We start from the raw sequence: 17944 nt of genomic DNA, 5'->3' as shown, positions 1-17944 counted from the left end.
GATGGTGATGCCTGGCGACAACGTGGAGCTTGGAATAGAGCTTATCTCCGAGGTAGCGCTTGAGGAAGGCTCCCGGTTTGCAATCCGCGAAGGCGGACGCACCGTTGGCGCTGGCGTCGTCACAAAGGTGATTGAATAATGCGAGTAATCATAACTCTTGCGTGTTCGGACTGCAAGAGCCGCAATTACACTACTGAAAAGAACAAGCAAAAGACGCAGGAGCGCATAGCCGTAAAGAAGTATTGCCGCTTCTGCAAAAAACACACAGAACACAAAGAAGTCAAGTGATAGGCCTGTAGCTCTAACTGGCAGAGCACCGGACTCCAAATTCGGGTGTTGGGGGTTCGAATCCCTCCAGGCCTGCTTGTCTTGAAGCGAGGAATAACGTGTGGACTAAAATAGCAGATTTCTTTAAAGGCACGTTTGTTGAGATGCGTCGCGTCTCATGGACGGGCCGCAAGGAGCTTGTCGCAACAACAGGAGCGGTCCTTGTGTTGACCCTTATTGTGACGCTCTTCGTCTTTGGAATAGATAAGCTCTTTCAATTTCTGTTGCAGCTTCTACTGGGTCTCGCCGGATGAAGTTTTTTGTCGTTCATACTTATACCGGGCACGAGTCCAAGGTCAAAAAGCTTCTTGCAAAGCTCATTGAGCGAAGCGGATTAGCAGAGATGTTCGGCCGCATAGTGGTGCCGGTCGAAAGAGTGTGGCGTGTCAAGAAAGGAAAGAAAAGCGTTGAAGAAAGAAGGCTCTTTCCGGGTCACGTCCTTGTTGAGATGGAGCCGCGAGAAGAGACCTTCAAACTCGTAAACTCGACGCCCGGTGTAGTCAGGCTTCTTGGAACAAAGGAGAGCCCATCGGCTCTTACGGACGAAGAAGCCCTTGCAGTTATGGAGGAGATGGATAAGGGACAAGAGAAGATGGCCGCCGAGGTGCCTTTCTCTACCGGAGAAAGCGTGAAGATAATATCGGGGCCATTTGCGGGCTTTATAGGAACAGTGGACGAGATCAATCCGGAAAGAGGGAAGGTTCGCGTGTTCGTGACTATTTTTGGACGTTCAACTCCTATTGAGTTGGACATTATAGAAGTGCAAACGATTTAGTATTTAAGGAGAACAAAAGTGGCTAAGCCTAAAGGAAAACAGGTAGTTGGACAGATAAAGCTACACATACCAGCCGGTCAGGCAACCCCGGCTCCTCCGATAGGTCCTGCTTTAAGCCAGTGGCAGCTGAATATACCGGAGTTCTGCAAGTCCTTTAATGCGGCAACGTCGAAACTGCCCCAGGGTTTAACGACGCCGGTGGTAATAAGCGTCTATAAAGACAAGACTTTTTCGTTCGTTACGAAGAGTCCACCGGCTTCAGTGCTTTTGAAGCAAGCCTGTCAGATAGCCAAGGGTTCCGGTGCGCCCAACACTTTGAAGGTCGCGGTGATAAAGAAATCACAGGTACTTGAGATAGCTAAAAAGAAGATGGAAGACTTGAATGCGGGCTCCGAGGAAGCTGCGATGAAAATAGTAGAAGGAACCGCCCGTTCGATGGGCATCACGGTGGAGGAATGATGGAATACAGCAGCTTTTGTAATTCCTCCACAAAGGTGGAGGAATAATGCAGCGCGGAAAAAGATATCGCAGTCTTTCGACCAAGGTCGATTCGGCTCGTTTTTACTCCGTCGATGAAGCCCTGCCTCTTCTCAAGGAGACGGCAAGCACGAAGTTCGATGAAACGGTCGACATAGGAATCAAGCTTGGCGTGGACCCGAGAAAGGCCGAGGAGCTTGTTCGCGGTACCGTGTCTTTGCCCAAAGGTACGGGGCGTCAGGTCAGAGTGCTTGTTCTTGCGAAAGGCGAGAAGGAAAAAGAAGCGCGTGAAGCCGGTGCCGACTATGTGGGTCTTGAAGATATGATTGAAAAGATCCAGGCCGGCTGGTTTGAATTCGACGTAGCCGTTGCGACGCCTGATGTAATGGGTCAGGTCGGAAAGCTCGGCAAGATTCTGGGAACGCGGGGTCTAATGCCTTCTCCGAAATCGGGTACAGTTACGCCTGACGTAGGTCAGGCGGTTCGCCAGATAAAGCAGGGACGCATTCAGTTTCGCACCGACCGTACGGGCAACATACACGGAATACTCGGAAAGATGAGCTTTACTGCAGAAGACTTGAGAACCAATCTCGTTTCTTTTATTGCAGAGATCAACAGGCTCAGACCAAAGACTTTCAAAGGACAGTATATCCGTTCCATCTATCTTTCTGCTACAATGGGACCCTCTATCAAGCTCGATCCGAAAGAGATAACCGAGCTTGCTCGCAAAGAGGAGATGTGATGATTAAGGCGGATAAGAAAAAACTAGTCAAGAACTTAGTCGACGAACTCGGCAGCATAAACAATTACTACTTTGCCGATTTTACCGGCATCAATGCGGGAGACGTGACCCGCCTGCGCAGGGAATTAAGATCTAACAAGGCTCGCATGAAGGTTGTCAAGAACAGGCTTCTTGCACAGGCTTTTACCGAGCTGAAGGTCGAGATTCCAAAAAAAGATATGCTGCGAGGTTCAACGGCCATAATATACTCGCTGGACGACATCCTAGTTCCGGCGCGCAAGATAGCAGAGTTTGCGGAAGACGATGTACCTGTTAAATTCAAAGGTGCGTTTGTCGAAGGTCGCTTTTACGCGGCTGAAGAAGTAATTAAGCTTTCCAAGATTCCTTCCAAAGAGGTTTTGCTTGGTCAGCTTGTCGGTTTATTTGAAAGCGTTAAAAGTGCGCTGGTCGGCGTATTGCAGGCCAAGCTGCAGGAATTCACTCTTGTTCTGGATTCACTCAGAACAAAGAAGGAGGAACAATAATGAGCGAAGAAGCCGCTGTTTCTACAAAACTTACAAAGCTTGTAGACGATATAGGATCACTTACCATTCTTGAGCTTTCGCAGCTTGTAGATACGTTAAAGGAAAAATTCAACATCCAGGCCGTTGCCGTTGCCGCACCGGGCGGAGCCGCTGCTCCGGCCGCAGGCGGTGAAGCCGCTGCCGCAGAGAAATCGGAGTTTAACGTTATTCTTACTGACGTTGGAGCGCAGAAACTTCAGGTGCTTAAAGAAGTGCGCACCGTAACAGGTCTTGGGCTCAAGGAAGCAAAAGACCTCATCGATGCACTCCCTGGAACTATAAAGGAAGGCGCCTCAAAAGAAGAAGCTGACGCGATTAAAAAGCAACTGGAGTCCGCTGGAGCTAAAGTAGAGCTGAAGTAAGAACGCTCATGGAAATCAAAGACTTCTCGAAGCTTCCAAAATATGGAACCGTCGAGGCTGTAGAAAATATTCAGGTTGGTTCGTTTGAAGAATTCTTGCAGCCCGATGTTCCTCAGGAAAAGAGGAAGCCGATAGGTCTTGAGGCGGCATTCCAGGAAGCTTTTCCGGTTGAAGATATTCACAGCCACCTCAAGCTTGAGTACATGGGTTACGACGTCGGGAGCGCCATCTATTCTGCGGAAGACGCAATGGAACGCGGCGCAACTCATGCCAAACCCATAAACGGGTACTTCAGACTTACGCGGTTTCTGGATACCGAAGAAGAAGGCGCGGAACCCAAAGTAAAAGACGTAATAGAACAAAAAGTCTACATATGCGATTTGCCGTATATTACATCCGGCGGCAGCTTTATAATCAACGGCGTGGAGCGCGTCGTAATAAGCCAGCTTCAGCGTTCTCCCGGGCTTTATTTCTCTTTCGAGAAGGATATTTTCTCAGCTCTTCTCGTGCCGGAGAGAGGAGCCTGGTTCCAGATAGATATCGGTTCCAATAACGTACTTACCGCTGTTTTCGAACGCAAGAGAAAAGTGCCTCTTTTTACGTTCGTCAGAGCCCTGGGTTGGGAACCCGAAACGCTTGTCGATGATTTCGTTAAAACACGCGAGACTTCGCCTAAGGAAGGACTCGTTCTAGCGCGTACAGTCAAAACCGACGACGGGGTCACTCTGGCCGATTTCGGCGACAAGCTGACAGATGAGCTTTGCGAGTTTCTTGCAGAACGCGGCGTTGCAAAAGTCAAGGTTTTCGACGAGGACCGATACGGTGTGAGAGTCATAATCGACTCGATAAAAGCCGATAAGTCTGTATCCGAGGATGACGCCCTCAGACGCATTTACTACAAATTGCGCTCCGTGATGCCTTCGACAATCGATTTGGCAAAGAGGCTCGTGCTCGGCATGCTTTTCGACCCCAAGCGTTTCAGTCTTGGGAGGGTCGGAAGACACAAGATAAACACGAGACTTGACCTGAAGAAAAGAAACGATATGGTCATCAGGGACGATGAAGTCCTTGAAGTATCAAAGCGGCTGATAGATTTCGCCGAAAGACGTTATCCGCCCGACGACATGGATCATCTCGCGAACCGACGAGTTAAGGGAATCGGCGAGCAGTTATACAACGTCTTCAGGCAGGCGCTTCTTCAGTTAGGCCAGAACGCCAAGGAACGCGCGAGCTTTATCGACGAAGAGAAAGCGACCCCTCTCGAATTGCTGAACTCGCCCGTTGTTTCCAACAGCGTAACGCGATTCTTTACCACTGGGACCGTCTCGCAGTTCATGGAGCAGGTCAATCCTCTTGCCGAGCTTACGCATAAGCGCCGACTGACCGCACTTGGTCCTGGAGGCCTTACAAAAGAGACCGCAGGATTCGAGGTACGCGACGTTCACTATTCGCATTACGGCAGGGTATGCCCCATCGAGACTCCGGAAGGCCAGAATATCGGATTGATAACGTCTCTGTCCTACTACAGCAAGATTGACGAGTATGGGTTCATCAAAAGTCCTTACGTGAAGGTGGAAAACGGGCAGATTACAGAAAGAGTCGACTACCTTAATGCGGACGAGGAGGAAGAATTCCGCATCGCACCTCCAGACGAGTTTGAACTCGACGACGAACGCCGGATAAAAGGAAAAGAAGTTATAGTTCGTTTTCGCGGAGAAGTCGAGGTTGTTTCGCCGAATAAGGTCGACTACGTTACGTTTTCTCCGAAGCAGATTTTTTCGCCCTCGACAGCGCTTATACCTTTTCTCGAACACAACGACGGCGACCGTGCACTCATGGGTTCAAACATGCAGCGCCAGTCAGTACCTTTGATTCTTCCGGATGTTCCTTACGTGCTTACAGGCGTCGAAAGTACGGTTGCAAGGAGATCTGAATCGGTTGTGGTGTCCGACGAGGCCGGACGTGTTGCTTACGTTGACTCAAAAAGGATACTTTTAGAGACAAAGAGCGGTATAAAAGAATACCGGCTTAGGACTTTCCAGAAATCGAATCAGAATACCTGCATTCATTACAGACCGGCAGTACGTCCTGGTGAAAAAGTAAAGAGAGGCCAGGTCCTTGCCGACGGACCTTCTACAAGGGAAGGCAATCTTGCGCTCGGACGCAACCTGCTTGTGGCATTCATGCCCATGTGGGGTTATAACTACGAAGACGCGGTTGTCGTTTCAGAACGCGTTCTCGTGAACGATAACTTCACGTCAATCCAGGTTCTGGAATACGAGGTAGAATCCCGCGAAACAAGACTTGGACCCGAAGAAATAACAAGGGATATTCCTGGCGCAACAGAATCGGACCTTGTGGACCTTGACGAATTCGGTATTGTAAGAATCGGAGCTGAAGTCAAGCCAGACGACATACTGGTAGGAAGGATTACGCCCCGAGGAGATACGGAGCTTACGCCCGAAGAAAGGCTTCTGCGCGCCATCTTCGGCGAAAAAGCCACGAATGTCCGGGACACTTCTCTCAGGGTAGAACCCGGGGTCTTTGGCACCGTTATCGGAAGAAGGATTCTCACACGCAATACGCAGGACTCTCTTGCCAGACGTGTTATCGAAGACCGCAGGCGCAGCGTGGAGGGCCGTTTTGACGACCGCCGCGACCTGCTTGTGGCGCAGCGTGACGCCGAGCTTAGAGCGCTCCTCGAAGGTGAGAAGCTTTCCGCACCCCTGCTTGATAAGCGCGGAAAAGAGGTCTTACCTAAAGGTCAGGTTCTGTCGGAAGAAATTCTTGAAGGAATCGTCTTCGACAAGATGCGTCTCAATAAGATTGAGGTCGCGGCTAAATCCAAAAATTCCGAGCTTTCCACAATACTCGAAAAGAACGCAGAAGCATTGAAGGCGCTTGAAGAAGAACAGAGAAGTCAGCTTGAAAACGCGGCGCGCGGCGACGACCTTCCTCACGGCGTATTGAAATCAATCAAGATATTTATTGCACAGAAGCGAAACCTTTCCGTGGGCGACAAGATATCGGGCCGTCACGGCAACAAGGGCGTCGTTTCAAAGATACTGCCTGTCGAGGATATGCCCTACCTTACTGACGGCACGCCTGTTGATATCGTGCTAAATACGTTGGGCGTTCCTTCGCGTATGAACATAGGTCAGATTCTTGAGACCATCCTAGGATACGCAGCCAGCAAGCTGGGCTACAGGGCTGTATGCCCTATTTTCGAAGGAGCTACCGTCGAAGAGATAAAGGCTGAATTGCGCAAGGCTGGTCTGCCTGAAACGGGAAAATCAAAGCTCCGCGACGGCAGAACCGGCGAAGAGTTTGACGGCGAAGTAACGGTTGGTCAAATGCACATAATGAAGCTCGTTCATATGGTTGACGACAAGATTCATGCCCGTTCGACAGGAACTTACTCCCTCATTACGCAGCAGCCCCTCGGAGGAAAAGCCCAGTTCGGCGGACAGAGGTTCGGAGAAATGGAAGTCTGGGCCCTTGAAGCCTACGGAGCCGCTTATACCCTTCAGGAGATGTTGACAATAAAATCCGATGACGTGGAGGGACGCAACGCCCTCTACGAGGCGCTTATAAAAGGCAAGAATCCATCCCCGCCCCAGATGCCTGCCAGTTTCAACGTACTCGTTAAAGAAATGCGGGGCCTGGGTCTTAACCTTGTGCCTGTAAAGGAGAAGAAGAATGAATCCTGATCGAGTAGAAGGTTGGGATTTTGATGCGCTCAAGATTCAGATAGCTTCATCCGAGGATATCAGAAGCTGGTCCAAGGGTGAGGTAACCAAGGCGGAAACAATCAATTACCGTACGCAAAAACCCGAACGCGATGGTCTTTTTTGCGAACGCATCTTCGGCCCTGTAAAGGATTATGAATGCAGCTGCGGCAAGTACAAAAAAGTCCGCTACAAGGGAATAGTATGCGACAGATGCGGCGTTGAAGTGACCTCGTCGTCGGTCAGGCGAGAACGAATGGGCCATATCGAGCTGGCGATTCCTGTAGTGCATCCTTTATTTTCCAAGGTTCCACCTTCAAAAATTGGAAAGCTTCTTGATCTTTCCGCTGGACAGATAGAGAGTGTTAACAATTATGAAGCGTATGTGGTGCTTGAAACCGGCAGCTCAAACTATAAGAAGCTTGCCCTTATATACGATGAGGATGAGTATCACGAAGCGATGGCCAAGTATTCGGGTTTCAAAGCCGGAATGGGCGCGGAATCGCTCCTTGAGTTGTTGAAGGAGATAGACCTGGACGACTTGTCTGCCGAACTGAAATCGAGAATCAAGCACGAGGTGTCAAAAAGACGAGCGCTTCTGGACAGGCTGAAGATAGTCGAAGCATTCAGACAGTCCGAGAATCAGGTCGAGTGGATGATTCTTGAGGTAATCCCCGTGATACCTCCTGACTTAAGGCCTCTTGTTCCATTAGAAGGCGGAAGGTACGCCACGTCGGATATCAACGAGCTTTACAAGAGGGTTATCGTTCGCAACAACCGCCTCAAGCATCTTATGTCGATAAAGACGCCCGATATTATTCTCAAGAACGAAAAAAGAATGCTTCAGGAGGCGGTGAACGCCCTGTTTGACAACGAACATCTGGCAAGGCCCGTGCGCGGCCGCGGAAACAGACCCTTGAAGTCTCTGTCCGAGACACTCAGAGGCAAGCAAGGCCGCTTCCGCCGCAATCTTCTGGGCAAGCGAGTGGACTATTCAGGCCGTTCCGTAATCGTAGTTGACCCTCACTTGAAACTTCACGAGTGTTCGCTGCCTAAGGAGATGGCAAAAGAGCTTTTCAGGCCAATCGTGCTGCAACGGCTTGAGGAACGCAAGAACGCCCAGTCTGACCGCAGCGCCAAGGAGCTTTTCCGCATGGAAGCTCCGGAAATGTGGGAAGCGCTTGAAGATGTAGTAAAATCACATCCCGTTCTTCTTAACCGTGCTCCGACTCTGCACCGAGCCTCGGTAGAGGCGTTCTTCCCGCGTTTATGGGAGAACAGGGCGATAGGAATACATCCCTTGGTATGCCCGCCATTCAACGCCGATTTCGACGGTGATACAATGTCCGTTCATGTGCCTTTTACGCCGGAAGCGATACTTGAGAGCTCGGTTCTTCTGCTCTCATCGAATAATATCCTCTCGCCAGCCAACGGAAAACCCTTGATGGTTCCGTCTCAGGACATGGTTCTCGGAGTATACTATTTGACTAAGTTGAATCCCCAGAAGAAACGCGAAAACCGATCTCTTTATGACAGTTTTGAGGAGCTGCACATAGCGTATCAGTCCGACTCCGTTACGCTTTTTGATGATATAGACTGGATTCACAAGGGCAAGAGGGTGACCACGACAGTCGGCAGGGTGTTCTTCAATGAAGTTCTTCCTGAAGAACTCAGGTTCGTTAACAAGGTCCTCAATAAGAAGGAAACGGTTGATTTAGTCGACAAGTGCTTCAAGAGATTCGGGTTCCAGCGTACGGCCGAGCTCCTTGATTCATTGAAGATGCTCGGATTCAGTTACGCGACCCGCTCCGGTACGTCAATCGGCATAGACGATATCGTAGAACCGAAGGAGAAGCAGAGAATCATTGCTCAGGCATTGAAGGAAGTCAAGCGTTTTTACGAGGCTTATGAAAAAGGCGTGATCACCGAACGCGAAAAATACAACAACGTAGTCAATACATGGGTCAATACTTCGACTGATCTTGGCGAATACATGATGCACGATTTGATGGAAGACAAAGGCGGATTCAATCCATTGGCGATGCTAATAGATTCGGGCGCTCGCGGTTCGAAGGATCAGGCAAAGCAGCTTGCGGCCATGAGGGGGCTTATGTCCAGACCCTCTCGCCGCCTTACCGGCGAAGAAGTTATCGAGCGGCCTATCATAAGCTCGTTCAAGAACGGAATGACCGTTACGGAGTACTTTTTCTCAACGCACGGCGCAAGAAAGGGTCTTACCGATACGGCCTTAAAAACCGCTGAAGCGGGTTATCTTACTAGACGCCTGGTCGACGTCGCGCAGGATGTCATAATCGCCGAGGAGGACTGCGGAACCATTCTCGGCGAGGATGTGACCGCTCTTCGCGAGGGCGGTAAAGTCATGGAATCGCTTTCCGAACGTCTTAACGGCCGTATAGCATTGCAGACTGTCCAGAATCCGATAACCGGAGAGGCTATTGTTTACGCCGGCGAGGAGATAACGGACGAAAAGGCTCAGGAAATAGAGCAGATGGGCATAGAAAAAGTGCGCGCCCGATCGGTACTTACATGCGAAGCTACTTCAGGCGTTTGCGCTAAATGCTACGGACGGAATCCCGCTACCGGGAGGATGGTTGAGATAGGCGAAGCAGTCGGTATTATAGCCGCTCAATCAATAGGCGAACCAGGTACGCAGCTGACCCTCAGAACATTCCACTATGGAGGCGTTGCCCAGCGTGCCGCCGAGGAAACGAGCATGGAAGCCAAGTTCGACGGCATTGTCAGCTTCGGTAAGCTTGAGACTGTTGAACGACCTGATGGGGCCTTGATAACTCTTAGTGGAGATGGCACGATTGATCTTATCGGCGATCAGAGAAAAATGTCTTTTACCGTACCCAAGGGCGCAACTATCAAGCTTCGCGATAAGGAAAAGGTCTCAGAAGGCGCCGTACTTTTCGAATGGGAACCGTACGTCATCTCCATCATTTCACGGCATGCAGGCAAGGTAGGCTTTGTGGATGTTGTTCCCGGAGTCACGCTCAGGGAAGACGTTATCGGCTCAACAGAACGCAAGCAGATGATTATCGTTGAGGACAGAGAAAAACGCCGACATCCTCACATAGTAATACAGGATGAAAAGGGTAAAAACCTTGAAAGGCATGAACTTCCTGTAGGCGCCTACCTCCTGGTCGAGAGCGGAACTCCGGTAAACGCCGGTGATACGCTTGCCAAGTTCCAGAGAGAAATTGGCAAGACTACGGATATTACAGGCGGCCTGCCAAGAGTTTCGGAACTCTTCGAGGCAAAGCATCCGAAGACGCCTGCAACCATAGCCGATATTGACGGAACAGTTACCGTTGATCCTCCCCAGGAGGGCTGGCGCAAATTAACAATAACCTCTGAATCAGGTACGGTTAAGGAGTACAAGATTCCATATGCGAATTACCTCCTTGTCGAAGATTCGGGGTATGTTCAGTCAGGCGACAAGCTCTGCGAAGGAAATATTGACCCCCATGACATCTTGCGCGTTAAGGGCCGAATGGCGGTTATGGAATATCTCACGAACGAGATTCAGGAAGTATACCGTATGCAGGGAGTCAAGATAAACGATAAGCATATAGCCCTCATAGTCCGTCAGATGCTCAGGAAGGTCAAGATTGATGATCCGGGCGAATCACCTTTCGTTGAAGGCGAGATTATTGACAAGCAGCGAATACAGGATATGAACGACAAGCTGCGTTCGGAAGGTCTGGTTCCCGCGACCTTCCATCCTATCCTTCTAGGCATAACTAAAGCTTCGTTAACCACAGACAGCTTTTTCGCCGCTGCCTCATTCCAGGAAACCACAAGGGTTCTTTCGATGGCAGCCGTAGAGGGCAAAATCGATCATCTCACTGGACTTAAAGAGAACGTTATTGTAGGTAAGCTAATCCCGGCAGGAACAGGATTCCCGGGGTTCAACAAGGCTAAAAAAGAAGAAATATTAGAAGAAGATACGCAACAAACGGAGGCCGGCTAAAGATGCCAACAGTTAATCAGTTAGTTCGTCACGGCCGTTCGATGCCAAAACGCCGTTCTTCTACCGCGGCACTTGAAGGCAATCCACAAAAGCGTGGCGTTTGTACAAGAGTCTATACTACTACTCCCAAGAAGCCCAACTCGGCTTTAAGGAAAGTATGCAAGGTCAGGCTCGTAAACGGATACGAGGTTATTGCCTACATTCCCGGAGAAGGACATAATCTTCAAGAACACTCGGTAGTTCTCATACAAGGAGGTCGTGTAAAGGACCTGCCGGGCGTGAGATACCGCGTAGTTCGCGGTGTTCTTGATACAGCAGGCGTAGACGGCCGAAAACAGGGACGTTCGCTTTACGGCGTAAAGCGTCCCAAAAAAGCATAAGGAGGCCAGATGGGTAGAAGACACCGCGCCTCCCCTCGCGAGATACAGCCAGATCCGCGCTACAACACGGAGGTTGTAACGAAGTTTGTCAACGACCTCATGTGGGACGGAAAGAAAACCACTGCCCTGGCCATTTTCTATGAGGCTTTAGATATTATAGAAAAAAAGACCAAGGAAGATGGATTCGTTTTGTTCGAGAAGGCTTTCAATAACGTTAAGCCCGTTCTCGAGGTGCGTCCCCGCCGTGTCGGCGGTTCGACCTATCAGGTTCCTGTTGAGGTCAGACCGAAGCGCAGACAGTCCTTGGCGATAAAATGGATAATCAAGGCTGCCCGCGCACGTACTGAGTACAGAATGGCCGATAGACTCGCGAATGAACTTTTGGATGCGGCACAGAATCAGGGTGCCGCGTATAAAAAGAAGGAAGAAACTCACAAAATGGCTGAAGCCAACCGCGCTTTTGCACATTTCCGCTGGTGAGAATTCGGAGTAATGATGAATCAAGAAACCCGCAAATGGTGGCTTATCGATGCCAGAGACCAGGTCATTGGTCGCATGGCTTCGCGTATAGCCACGGTCTTGATGGGCAAGAGCAAGCCGACCTATACTCCGCATCTGGATACAGGCGATTTTGTCGTGGTCATTAACGCAGACAAGGTTAAAATCACGGGTAAAAAAGCGGATGAAAAGGTATACTATCATCATACCTTGTATCCGGGCGGCCTAAAGGAGGTCCCATTCAAGAGGATGCTTGAGCTTTTTCCTGAGCGCATACTCTATCTTGCGGTGAAGAACATGCTTCCCAAGAATAAACTACGCGCAAGGAGACTCAAAAGACTCAAGCTCTATAAATCGGACTTGCATCCGCATGAGGCCCAAAAGCCTCAGACGATGGAATTAGGAGGTCACTAGTGGCCACAACCATGGAGCACGCAGTAGGGACCCGCAAGAGAGCGGTAGCTAAAGTATGGCTTCTGCCGGGTCCTGGAGAGTTTTCTATTAACGGAAAGAAGATAGATGAATACCTTAAGCGTCGTGATCTTGTCGAGTTGGCCTTACGTCCGCTGCATTTAACCGAAAGCGTATCAAAGCTTGACGTGAAGGTGCAGGTAAGCGGCGGCGGAGTCTCAGCTCAGGCAAGCGCCATAAGCTTCGGGATAGCTCGAGCCCTGGTAAAGCATGAACCGACTTACCAGAAGCAGTTGAAGGATGCCGGTCTTTTAACGCGCGATTCCAGGGAGAAAGAACGTATGAAGTACGGATTAGCCAAACGAAGGAAGAGCTTCCAATGGACGAAACGATGAATACTCAAGAACAAAAGAATGCCGGCGCTACTGCTGTATCGTCTGATGTCAAGAATCTGCTCGAGGCTGGGGTTCATTTCGGTCACCGGGCTGAGCGCTGGAATCCCAAGTTTGAAAAGTTCATATACGGAAAACGCAACGGTATACACATAATAGATATTAGGCAAACGGTGGAATTGCTGAAGCTTGCAGCCGACGCCGTCGCTTCTATACTCGAAACGGGCGGCGACGCGATATTCGTTGGAACGAAGCAGCAAGCTCGGGATATACTCATGGAAGAGGCTGAAAAATCAGGCAGCCATTATGTTGTTGACCGCTGGGTTGGCGGTCTTTTGACCAATTTCTCCAACATATCCCGCAGAATACAGCGCTATGCAGAACTCGACTCGCTCGCTGCAAGCGATCAGTTCAAACAGCTTCCGGCCAAGGAACAGGTTCGACTCATGAGGCTTCACAGGAAGATGAGCAAGCTATACAAGGGCGTAAAAGCCATGGATTCCCTTCCGGCGATGATGTTCGTTATTGACCCTGTGAAGGAGACTACTGCTGTGGCAGAGGCCCGACGTCTGAAGATTCCGGTTATTGGTCTTATCGATACCAACGGAGATCCGGAACTCGTCGATTTTCCTATACCAGGCAATGACGAAGCGATGCGTTCAATAAAACTTGTAACGAATGTTGTTTGCGAAGCCGTCATGCGTTCAAAGAAGGCTTTTGAAGCCGACCTTGATGAAGATTCTGAAGAGAAAGAGAGAGAAAGATGAGCGAAATGGATGCTATTAAGGAACTGCGTACTAGAACCGGCGCTGGCATGCTTGACTGCCAAAAGGCTTTGAAGGAATCCTCCGGGGATGTGCAGAAAGCCATAGATATCCTCCGGAAGAAAGGAATAGCCAAGGCCGAGACAAAGGCCGGTCGTTCAGTCAACGAAGGCATAATAGAAGCTTACATCCATCCCGGCGCTAAACTGGGCGTCCTCATCGAACTCAACTGCGAAACAGATTTTGTTGCAAAAAACGATGAATTTATCAAGCTTGCTCACGACATAGCTATGCATATTGCAGCGACCGACCCTGTTTCCGTATCACGTGAAGACGTTCCCCAGGAAGTGCTGGATAGGGAACGCGAGATATACTCAGAGCAGCTGCGGTCACAGGGAAAGCCCGAGAACATGATAGAAAAAATCGTCGAAGGCCGTCTGGATAAATACTTCAAGGAAAGCTGTCTACTCGAACAGCAGTACGTCAAGAATCCCGAAAAGACTGTTAAGGAGCTCATAGCTGAGATGATTGCAAAGTTTGGTGAAAACATCGTAGTAAGCAGATTCAAACGGTTTAAAGTTGGAGAAGAGTAGTAACAAACCTTTAGATGTCGATGAAGGCCTCCTCCTCAAGTTGAGCGGGGAGGTCTTTATCGATAAGGTTGTCTGCGAGGGGATACTGGAGGAGTTGGTTTTGCTTTCAGGCAAGGTTCGTTTCAGCCTGCTTCTTGGTGGAGGCAATCACATAAGGGGGGCGCATTCCGGCCGTACAGGAGAAGCTCGAGTCTTTGCCGATAGAATGGGCATGATAGGAACATTGCTGAATGGCTTATGGCTCGAGTCCATGCTTCGCGACAGGGGTGTCAACGCCGTTCACATGAGTGCGGTTCCCCTTGAATGGATTAAGGCGTACGACCCGGTAAGGGCGAGGGAGTTGTTTTCTGAAAAACGCGTGCTTATCTTCACAGGAGGTACAGGTCTTCCGTATTTCTCCACGGATACGTCGGCCGTTCTCCGCGCGGTCGAGATAGGAGCAAAGAGGGTTCTTAAGGGAACAAACGTCAAAGGCGTTTATGCAGAAGACCCAAAAAGGAATCCCCGGGCTCAATTCTTCCCTGAACTCACCTATACTGAAGCTCTTGCAAGGAATCTTTCAATAATGGACCAGACCGCTTTTTCGCTTGCAAGAGAGCACGATCTTGTTATTCAGGTGTTTGATGTTTTCCATCCGGAAAACATCTTTCATATTTTAAGGGGAGAGTGTATAGGCACAATAGTAAAAAGAGGAGAAGAATAATGAAAGAAATACTCGCCGACAGTGAAACAAAGATGAAGAAAACCATCGAGATACTTGCCGGTGAATTCGGCCGCATCCGTACCGCGCGGGCGAACCCGGCTCTTCTGGATGGGATTAAAGTCGATTATTATGGTACGCCAACGCCTCTTAAGCAGATTGCCAACATAGGCGTTCCTGATCCTCGCAGTCTGGTTATTCAGCCCTGGGACAAGAGCTCTCTTGGTGCAATAGAAAAGGCTATTCAAAAATCAGACCTGGGATTGAACCCCAGCGTTGAGGCGACCTTGGTTCGTGTCATCATTCCGCCTTTGACTGAGGAGCGCCGCAAGGATCTTGTAAAGCTTGTTTCACGTCTGACTGAAGAAAGCCGCGTTTCCGTTCGCAATATAAGACGCGACGCCATTGACCGACTGAAAAAGAAGGAAAAGGACAAAGAAATCAGCGAAGACGACATGCATCACGCGCAGAAACAGGTACAGGATCTGACCGATAAATATATAAAAGAGCTGGACGAGTTGTTTTCAAAGAAAGAAAAGGAGATTTTCGAAAAGTAGGTGTAACTGCTTATCAAAAAATGCTTAAAGTACCTCGTCATATAGCCGTTATCATGGATGGAAACGGCCGCTGGGCAAAGAAAAGACTCTTGCCCAGGGTTGTAGGACACAGGGAAGGGGTTAAAAGGCTTAAAGAGATCGTTCGCGCTTGTGGTGAGCTTGGAATTTCTTATCTGACCCTCTTTACTTTTTCTTCAGAAAACTGGGACAGACCAAAAGAAGAAGTATCAGAATTAATGAAGATGCTTGAAAGGGGTCTCCGCGACGAAATAGAAGAGCTTGACGAAAACAACGTAAGGTTCGAGGCAATTGGAAGGCTGGATGAACTCCCGGATGAGGTGCAGGAAGGCCTTAACTCTATGCGAGAAAAGCTCAAGAAGAACACCGGTCTTATTCTTGTGCTCGCACTGAATTACGGCGGCAGACAGGAGATTGTAGATATGGCCGTAAAGGCGGCAAGGCTAGTTCAGAGAGGGGAGACATCGATAGAATCAATCAACGACTCGACATTCAGCTCCTTTCAGTACCTTCCTGATCTGCCAGAACCAGATCTGCTGATTCGTACGGGGAACGAAAAGCGCATCTCCAACTTTCTGCTCTGGCAATTGGCGTACACTGAGCTATATTTTACGGATAAACTCTGGCCCGAATTTACTCGAGGCGAACTAGAGAAAGCGATTGCCGACTATTCCAAGCGGGAGAGGCGTTTTGGCAGAATCAAAGATTAACCTTCTCAAGGGAAGGTTTCTTCTTTGGGCTCTTTTGATTCCGCTTACGCTTATCGTTATGGCTTTGCCCGTGTGGGTGGCAACCATTTACGCCCTTATCTGGATTATTGCCGCTTCGACTGAATTTATCATACTTTATCTGAAATCGTTTAAAGTCCATTACGTCCTTTTCCTTTTTTCACCTTTAATTATATGGTTGTACACCCTTAATGTGACAGAGCTTCCTTTTTCTTTGCACCTTGCAGTTGCCTTTTTGGTGCAGATAATTCTCTGGTTAATCATTTCTCCAGGGAAACCCGAACAAATACTTCCTTTGCTCGTATTGCCCTTATATCTTGGATTCATGCCTGCACATCTTGTTCTTCTCAAACAGGATTCTACTGCTCAGTCTCACGGTTATATGTGGCTGGTTTTTCCGTTCATTATAATATGGCTTAACGATACCTTTGCATATCTAGCGGGTTCTCTTATAGGTCGAACTCCCCTTTGTCCAAAGATTTCTCCCAAAAAAACCGTCGAAGGTTTCGTTGCTGGAGTTCTGCTTTCTGCGATTGTCGGTTCTGTTTTCTGGATTCTATTTCAGAAAGATAAACCTTGGTGGTGGGGAGTGTTGCTCGCGCTTGCTGTTGCTATGGCAGGCGTTCTTGGTGATCTTCTCGAGTCCGCAATAAAACGCGAACGGAAGGTAAAAAACACCTCCGAAATACTTGGGGGGCACGGCGGATTCCTTGACCGTATTGATAGCCTAATCTTCGGCGTGCTTGTGTACTATTATCTATATCCCTTTTTAACAAAGCTTTAAGATAATGCGACGATTGCGAATTTCGGGGTTATTGTTACTCGTCGCATCCATTGCCTGCCAGACAAGAGATAAAACCGTTGAAGGGACTGTAGAAGCTCACTTCTCACGACAGGAAGGAATCGAATGGGCAATAGAACGGGAGATTGACAATGCGAGTAAGTCCATAGACATAGCGGTTTACACATTCACCTCAAGACCGTTGGCTCAGGCGCTCGTGGATGCCAAGAATAGGGGAGTAGAGATAAAGCTGATACTTGATCCGTCCCACTCATCGACCGACTACAGCAAAGCCGCATACCTTGTCAATAACGGCATAGATGTGCATGTTAAGCGCGGAAATGGACTTATGCACCATAAGTTCGCGCTTATTGACGACTCGATAATCATCAACGGCTCTTTTAACTGGACTGCCTCTGCTGAGGCGTCCAACGATGAAAACATCCTTATTCTTAAAGGATTTCCATCCACATATCTCACATATAAAAATGAATTTAATAGACTCTGGCAGGAAAGCGAACTATGGGAAGCTGCGCCTGAAGTGCTTGTGCTTTCTGCAACAAATCTGAGGCAGTTAAGAAAGAATGCAGGAACAGAAGTTACTGTAAAAGGGAAGGTTGTACGAGTGGGGCATTCCGAAAAGAGCGACACCTACTTTCTCGATTTTTCCAAAGAAAGGGATGGTTTCACCGTCGTCGTCTTCTCATCCGTTGCTGTAAAGTTCGAAGGACTGCAACTTAATGTCGAAGAGCTGGAAGGCGATTCCGTCGAAATCTCAGGCGAGCTTACAGACGATCCGGAATACGGTCTCGAGATAATCCTGGATGAACCTTCGCAGATCAAGATCATCTCAAGCGACACAGACAAATAACTTAAATTTTTCCTTAAAGACTGTTTTCTTTTTTAGAAAAAGCGCATCTACTTCAAAAAATGAGGGCAGGATTAAAGAAACGTAATCCAGAATCATGGACAAAAAGTGGTCAAAAGATGGTCAGAAGTTGGTCAAAAGCTGGTCAAAACCACCCCAAAATAATGCTCGAAGCATTATTTTGGGGACCCCGAGTCGAGTCAGGATTAGAGGTTGGTGGTCACATTTCGAGAAGGGCGCCACGTTGCCCTCACCCAACGCTCTTCGAGAGCGTAACCTTCAT

Annotated in this window: 21 protein-coding genes and 1 tRNA gene; all 22 read left to right on the top strand. The window is 49.0% G+C overall.

Annotation, left to right across the window (positions count from 1 at the left end; genetic code table 11):
• On the top strand, window positions 1-139 hold a 139-nt coding region (gene tuf / locus GX441_04465; protein NLI97896.1), incomplete at its 5' end, for an elongation factor Tu.
• The gene (gene rpmG, locus GX441_04460) at window positions 139-288 is read left to right on the top strand and encodes a 50S ribosomal protein L33 (protein NLI97895.1); all 150 of its coding nucleotides are present in this window, start codon (window positions 139-141) and stop codon (window positions 286-288) included. The genes tuf and rpmG, both read left to right, overlap by 1 nt.
• 1 nt (window position 289) lies before the next feature.
• Window positions 290-363, top strand: a tRNA-Trp gene (locus tag GX441_04455).
• A gap of 23 nt (window positions 364-386) precedes the next feature.
• Window positions 387-581: a preprotein translocase subunit SecE gene (gene secE, locus GX441_04450; GenBank protein NLI97894.1), complete on the top strand. Its 195-nt coding sequence runs from the start codon at window positions 387-389 to the stop codon at window positions 579-581.
• The gene (gene nusG / locus GX441_04445; protein ID NLI97893.1) at window positions 578-1102 is read left to right on the top strand and encodes a transcription termination/antitermination factor NusG; all 525 of its coding nucleotides are present in this window, start codon (window positions 578-580) and stop codon (window positions 1100-1102) included. Before secE ends, nusG begins: the two co-directional genes overlap by 4 nt.
• Window positions 1103-1120: 18 nt before the next feature.
• Window positions 1121-1561, top strand: coding sequence for a 50S ribosomal protein L11 (gene rplK / locus GX441_04440; protein ID NLI97892.1), 441 nt, complete (start codon window positions 1121-1123; stop codon window positions 1559-1561).
• 43 nt (window positions 1562-1604) lie between these two features.
• Window positions 1605-2321 (top strand): 50S ribosomal protein L1, encoded by a 717-nt coding sequence (locus GX441_04435; protein ID NLI97891.1) that lies wholly within the window; start codon window positions 1605-1607, stop codon window positions 2319-2321.
• A complete protein-coding gene (locus GX441_04430; protein NLI97890.1) occupies window positions 2321-2845 on the top strand; it encodes a 50S ribosomal protein L10 in 525 nt (174 codons plus the stop codon). Before GX441_04435 ends, GX441_04430 begins: the two co-directional genes overlap by 1 nt.
• Entirely contained in the window at window positions 2845-3246 is a 402-nt protein-coding gene (gene rplL, locus GX441_04425) for a 50S ribosomal protein L7/L12 (GenBank protein ID NLI97889.1), read from the top strand. The genes GX441_04430 and rplL overlap by 1 nt, the downstream gene beginning before the upstream one ends.
• Before the next feature lie 8 nt (window positions 3247-3254).
• The gene (gene rpoB / locus GX441_04420; protein ID NLI97888.1) at window positions 3255-6956 is read left to right on the top strand and encodes a DNA-directed RNA polymerase subunit beta; all 3702 of its coding nucleotides are present in this window, start codon (window positions 3255-3257) and stop codon (window positions 6954-6956) included.
• Entirely contained in the window at window positions 6946-10971 is a 4026-nt protein-coding gene (gene rpoC, locus GX441_04415; GenBank protein ID NLI97887.1) for a DNA-directed RNA polymerase subunit beta', read from the top strand. The genes rpoB and rpoC overlap by 11 nt, the downstream gene beginning before the upstream one ends.
• 2 nt (window positions 10972-10973) lie before the next feature.
• Window positions 10974-11351, top strand: coding sequence for a 30S ribosomal protein S12 (locus tag GX441_04410; protein ID NLI97886.1), 378 nt, complete (start codon window positions 10974-10976; stop codon window positions 11349-11351).
• A 9-nt stretch (window positions 11352-11360) separates the two neighbouring features.
• The gene (rpsG, locus tag GX441_04405; GenBank protein ID NLI97885.1) at window positions 11361-11831 is read left to right on the top strand and encodes a 30S ribosomal protein S7; all 471 of its coding nucleotides are present in this window, start codon (window positions 11361-11363) and stop codon (window positions 11829-11831) included.
• Window positions 11832-11843: 12 nt separating this feature from the next.
• Entirely contained in the window at window positions 11844-12263 is a 420-nt protein-coding gene (rplM, locus tag GX441_04400) for a 50S ribosomal protein L13 (protein ID NLI97884.1), read from the top strand.
• 11 nt (window positions 12264-12274) lie between these two features.
• Entirely contained in the window at window positions 12275-12655 is a 381-nt protein-coding gene (rpsI, locus tag GX441_04395) for a 30S ribosomal protein S9 (protein NLI97883.1), read from the top strand.
• Entirely contained in the window at window positions 12652-13419 is a 768-nt protein-coding gene (gene rpsB, locus GX441_04390) for a 30S ribosomal protein S2 (protein NLI97882.1), read from the top strand. Before rpsI ends, rpsB begins: the two co-directional genes overlap by 4 nt.
• On the top strand, window positions 13416-14009 hold the full coding sequence (tsf, locus tag GX441_04385; protein NLI97881.1) for a translation elongation factor Ts: 594 nt from the start codon (window positions 13416-13418) through the stop codon (window positions 14007-14009). The genes rpsB and tsf overlap by 4 nt, the downstream gene beginning before the upstream one ends.
• Window positions 13996-14712 carry a UMP kinase gene (pyrH, locus tag GX441_04380; protein ID NLI97880.1) on the top strand — a complete coding sequence of 239 codons (717 nt, stop codon included), beginning with the start codon at window positions 13996-13998 and terminating at the stop codon, window positions 14710-14712. The genes tsf and pyrH overlap by 14 nt, the downstream gene beginning before the upstream one ends.
• Window positions 14712-15266, top strand: coding sequence for a ribosome recycling factor (gene frr / locus GX441_04375; protein NLI97879.1), 555 nt, complete (start codon window positions 14712-14714; stop codon window positions 15264-15266). Before pyrH ends, frr begins: the two co-directional genes overlap by 1 nt.
• A 20-nt stretch (window positions 15267-15286) precedes the next feature.
• The gene (locus GX441_04370) at window positions 15287-15994 is read left to right on the top strand and encodes an isoprenyl transferase (GenBank protein NLI97878.1); all 708 of its coding nucleotides are present in this window, start codon (window positions 15287-15289) and stop codon (window positions 15992-15994) included.
• The gene (locus GX441_04365) at window positions 15975-16796 is read left to right on the top strand and encodes a phosphatidate cytidylyltransferase (protein NLI97877.1); all 822 of its coding nucleotides are present in this window, start codon (window positions 15975-15977) and stop codon (window positions 16794-16796) included. Before GX441_04370 ends, GX441_04365 begins: the two co-directional genes overlap by 20 nt.
• A gap of 4 nt (window positions 16797-16800) precedes the next feature.
• Entirely contained in the window at window positions 16801-17664 is an 864-nt protein-coding gene (locus GX441_04360; GenBank protein NLI97876.1) for a DUF1669 domain-containing protein, read from the top strand.
• Window positions 17665-17944: the final 280 nt, after the last annotated feature.

This window comes from bacterium, assembly GCA_012517375.1.
GTDB lineage: Bacteria > Hydrothermota > Tepidihabitantia > B3-TA06 > B3-TA06 > JAAYVC01.
The sequence above is the reverse complement of the archived record's forward strand: the minus strand, read 5'-3'. Positions and strand labels throughout refer to the sequence as shown.

Coding starts and splice junctions, on each gene's coding strand:
- rpmG (NLI97895.1), top strand. CDS start 139: ATGCGAGTAATCATAACTCTTGCGTGTTCGGACTGCAAGAGCCGCAAT.
- nusG (NLI97893.1), top strand. CDS start 578: ATGAAGTTTTTTGTCGTTCATACTTATACCGGGCACGAGTCCAAGGTC.
- GX441_04430 (NLI97890.1), top strand. CDS start 2,321: ATGATTAAGGCGGATAAGAAAAAACTAGTCAAGAACTTAGTCGACGAA.
- rplL (NLI97889.1), top strand. CDS start 2,845: ATGAGCGAAGAAGCCGCTGTTTCTACAAAACTTACAAAGCTTGTAGAC.
- rpoB (NLI97888.1), top strand. CDS start 3,255: ATGGAAATCAAAGACTTCTCGAAGCTTCCAAAATATGGAACCGTCGAG.
- rpoC (NLI97887.1), top strand. CDS start 6,946: ATGAATCCTGATCGAGTAGAAGGTTGGGATTTTGATGCGCTCAAGATT.
- GX441_04410 (NLI97886.1), top strand. CDS start 10,974: ATGCCAACAGTTAATCAGTTAGTTCGTCACGGCCGTTCGATGCCAAAA.
- rpsG (NLI97885.1), top strand. CDS start 11,361: ATGGGTAGAAGACACCGCGCCTCCCCTCGCGAGATACAGCCAGATCCG.
- rplM (NLI97884.1), top strand. CDS start 11,844: ATGATGAATCAAGAAACCCGCAAATGGTGGCTTATCGATGCCAGAGAC.
- rpsI (NLI97883.1), top strand. CDS start 12,275: ATGGAGCACGCAGTAGGGACCCGCAAGAGAGCGGTAGCTAAAGTATGG.
- rpsB (NLI97882.1), top strand. CDS start 12,652: ATGAATACTCAAGAACAAAAGAATGCCGGCGCTACTGCTGTATCGTCT.
- tsf (NLI97881.1), top strand. CDS start 13,416: ATGAGCGAAATGGATGCTATTAAGGAACTGCGTACTAGAACCGGCGCT.
- frr (NLI97879.1), top strand. CDS start 14,712: ATGAAAGAAATACTCGCCGACAGTGAAACAAAGATGAAGAAAACCATC.
- GX441_04370 (NLI97878.1), top strand. CDS start 15,287: ATGCTTAAAGTACCTCGTCATATAGCCGTTATCATGGATGGAAACGGC.
- GX441_04360 (NLI97876.1), top strand. CDS start 16,801: ATGCGACGATTGCGAATTTCGGGGTTATTGTTACTCGTCGCATCCATT.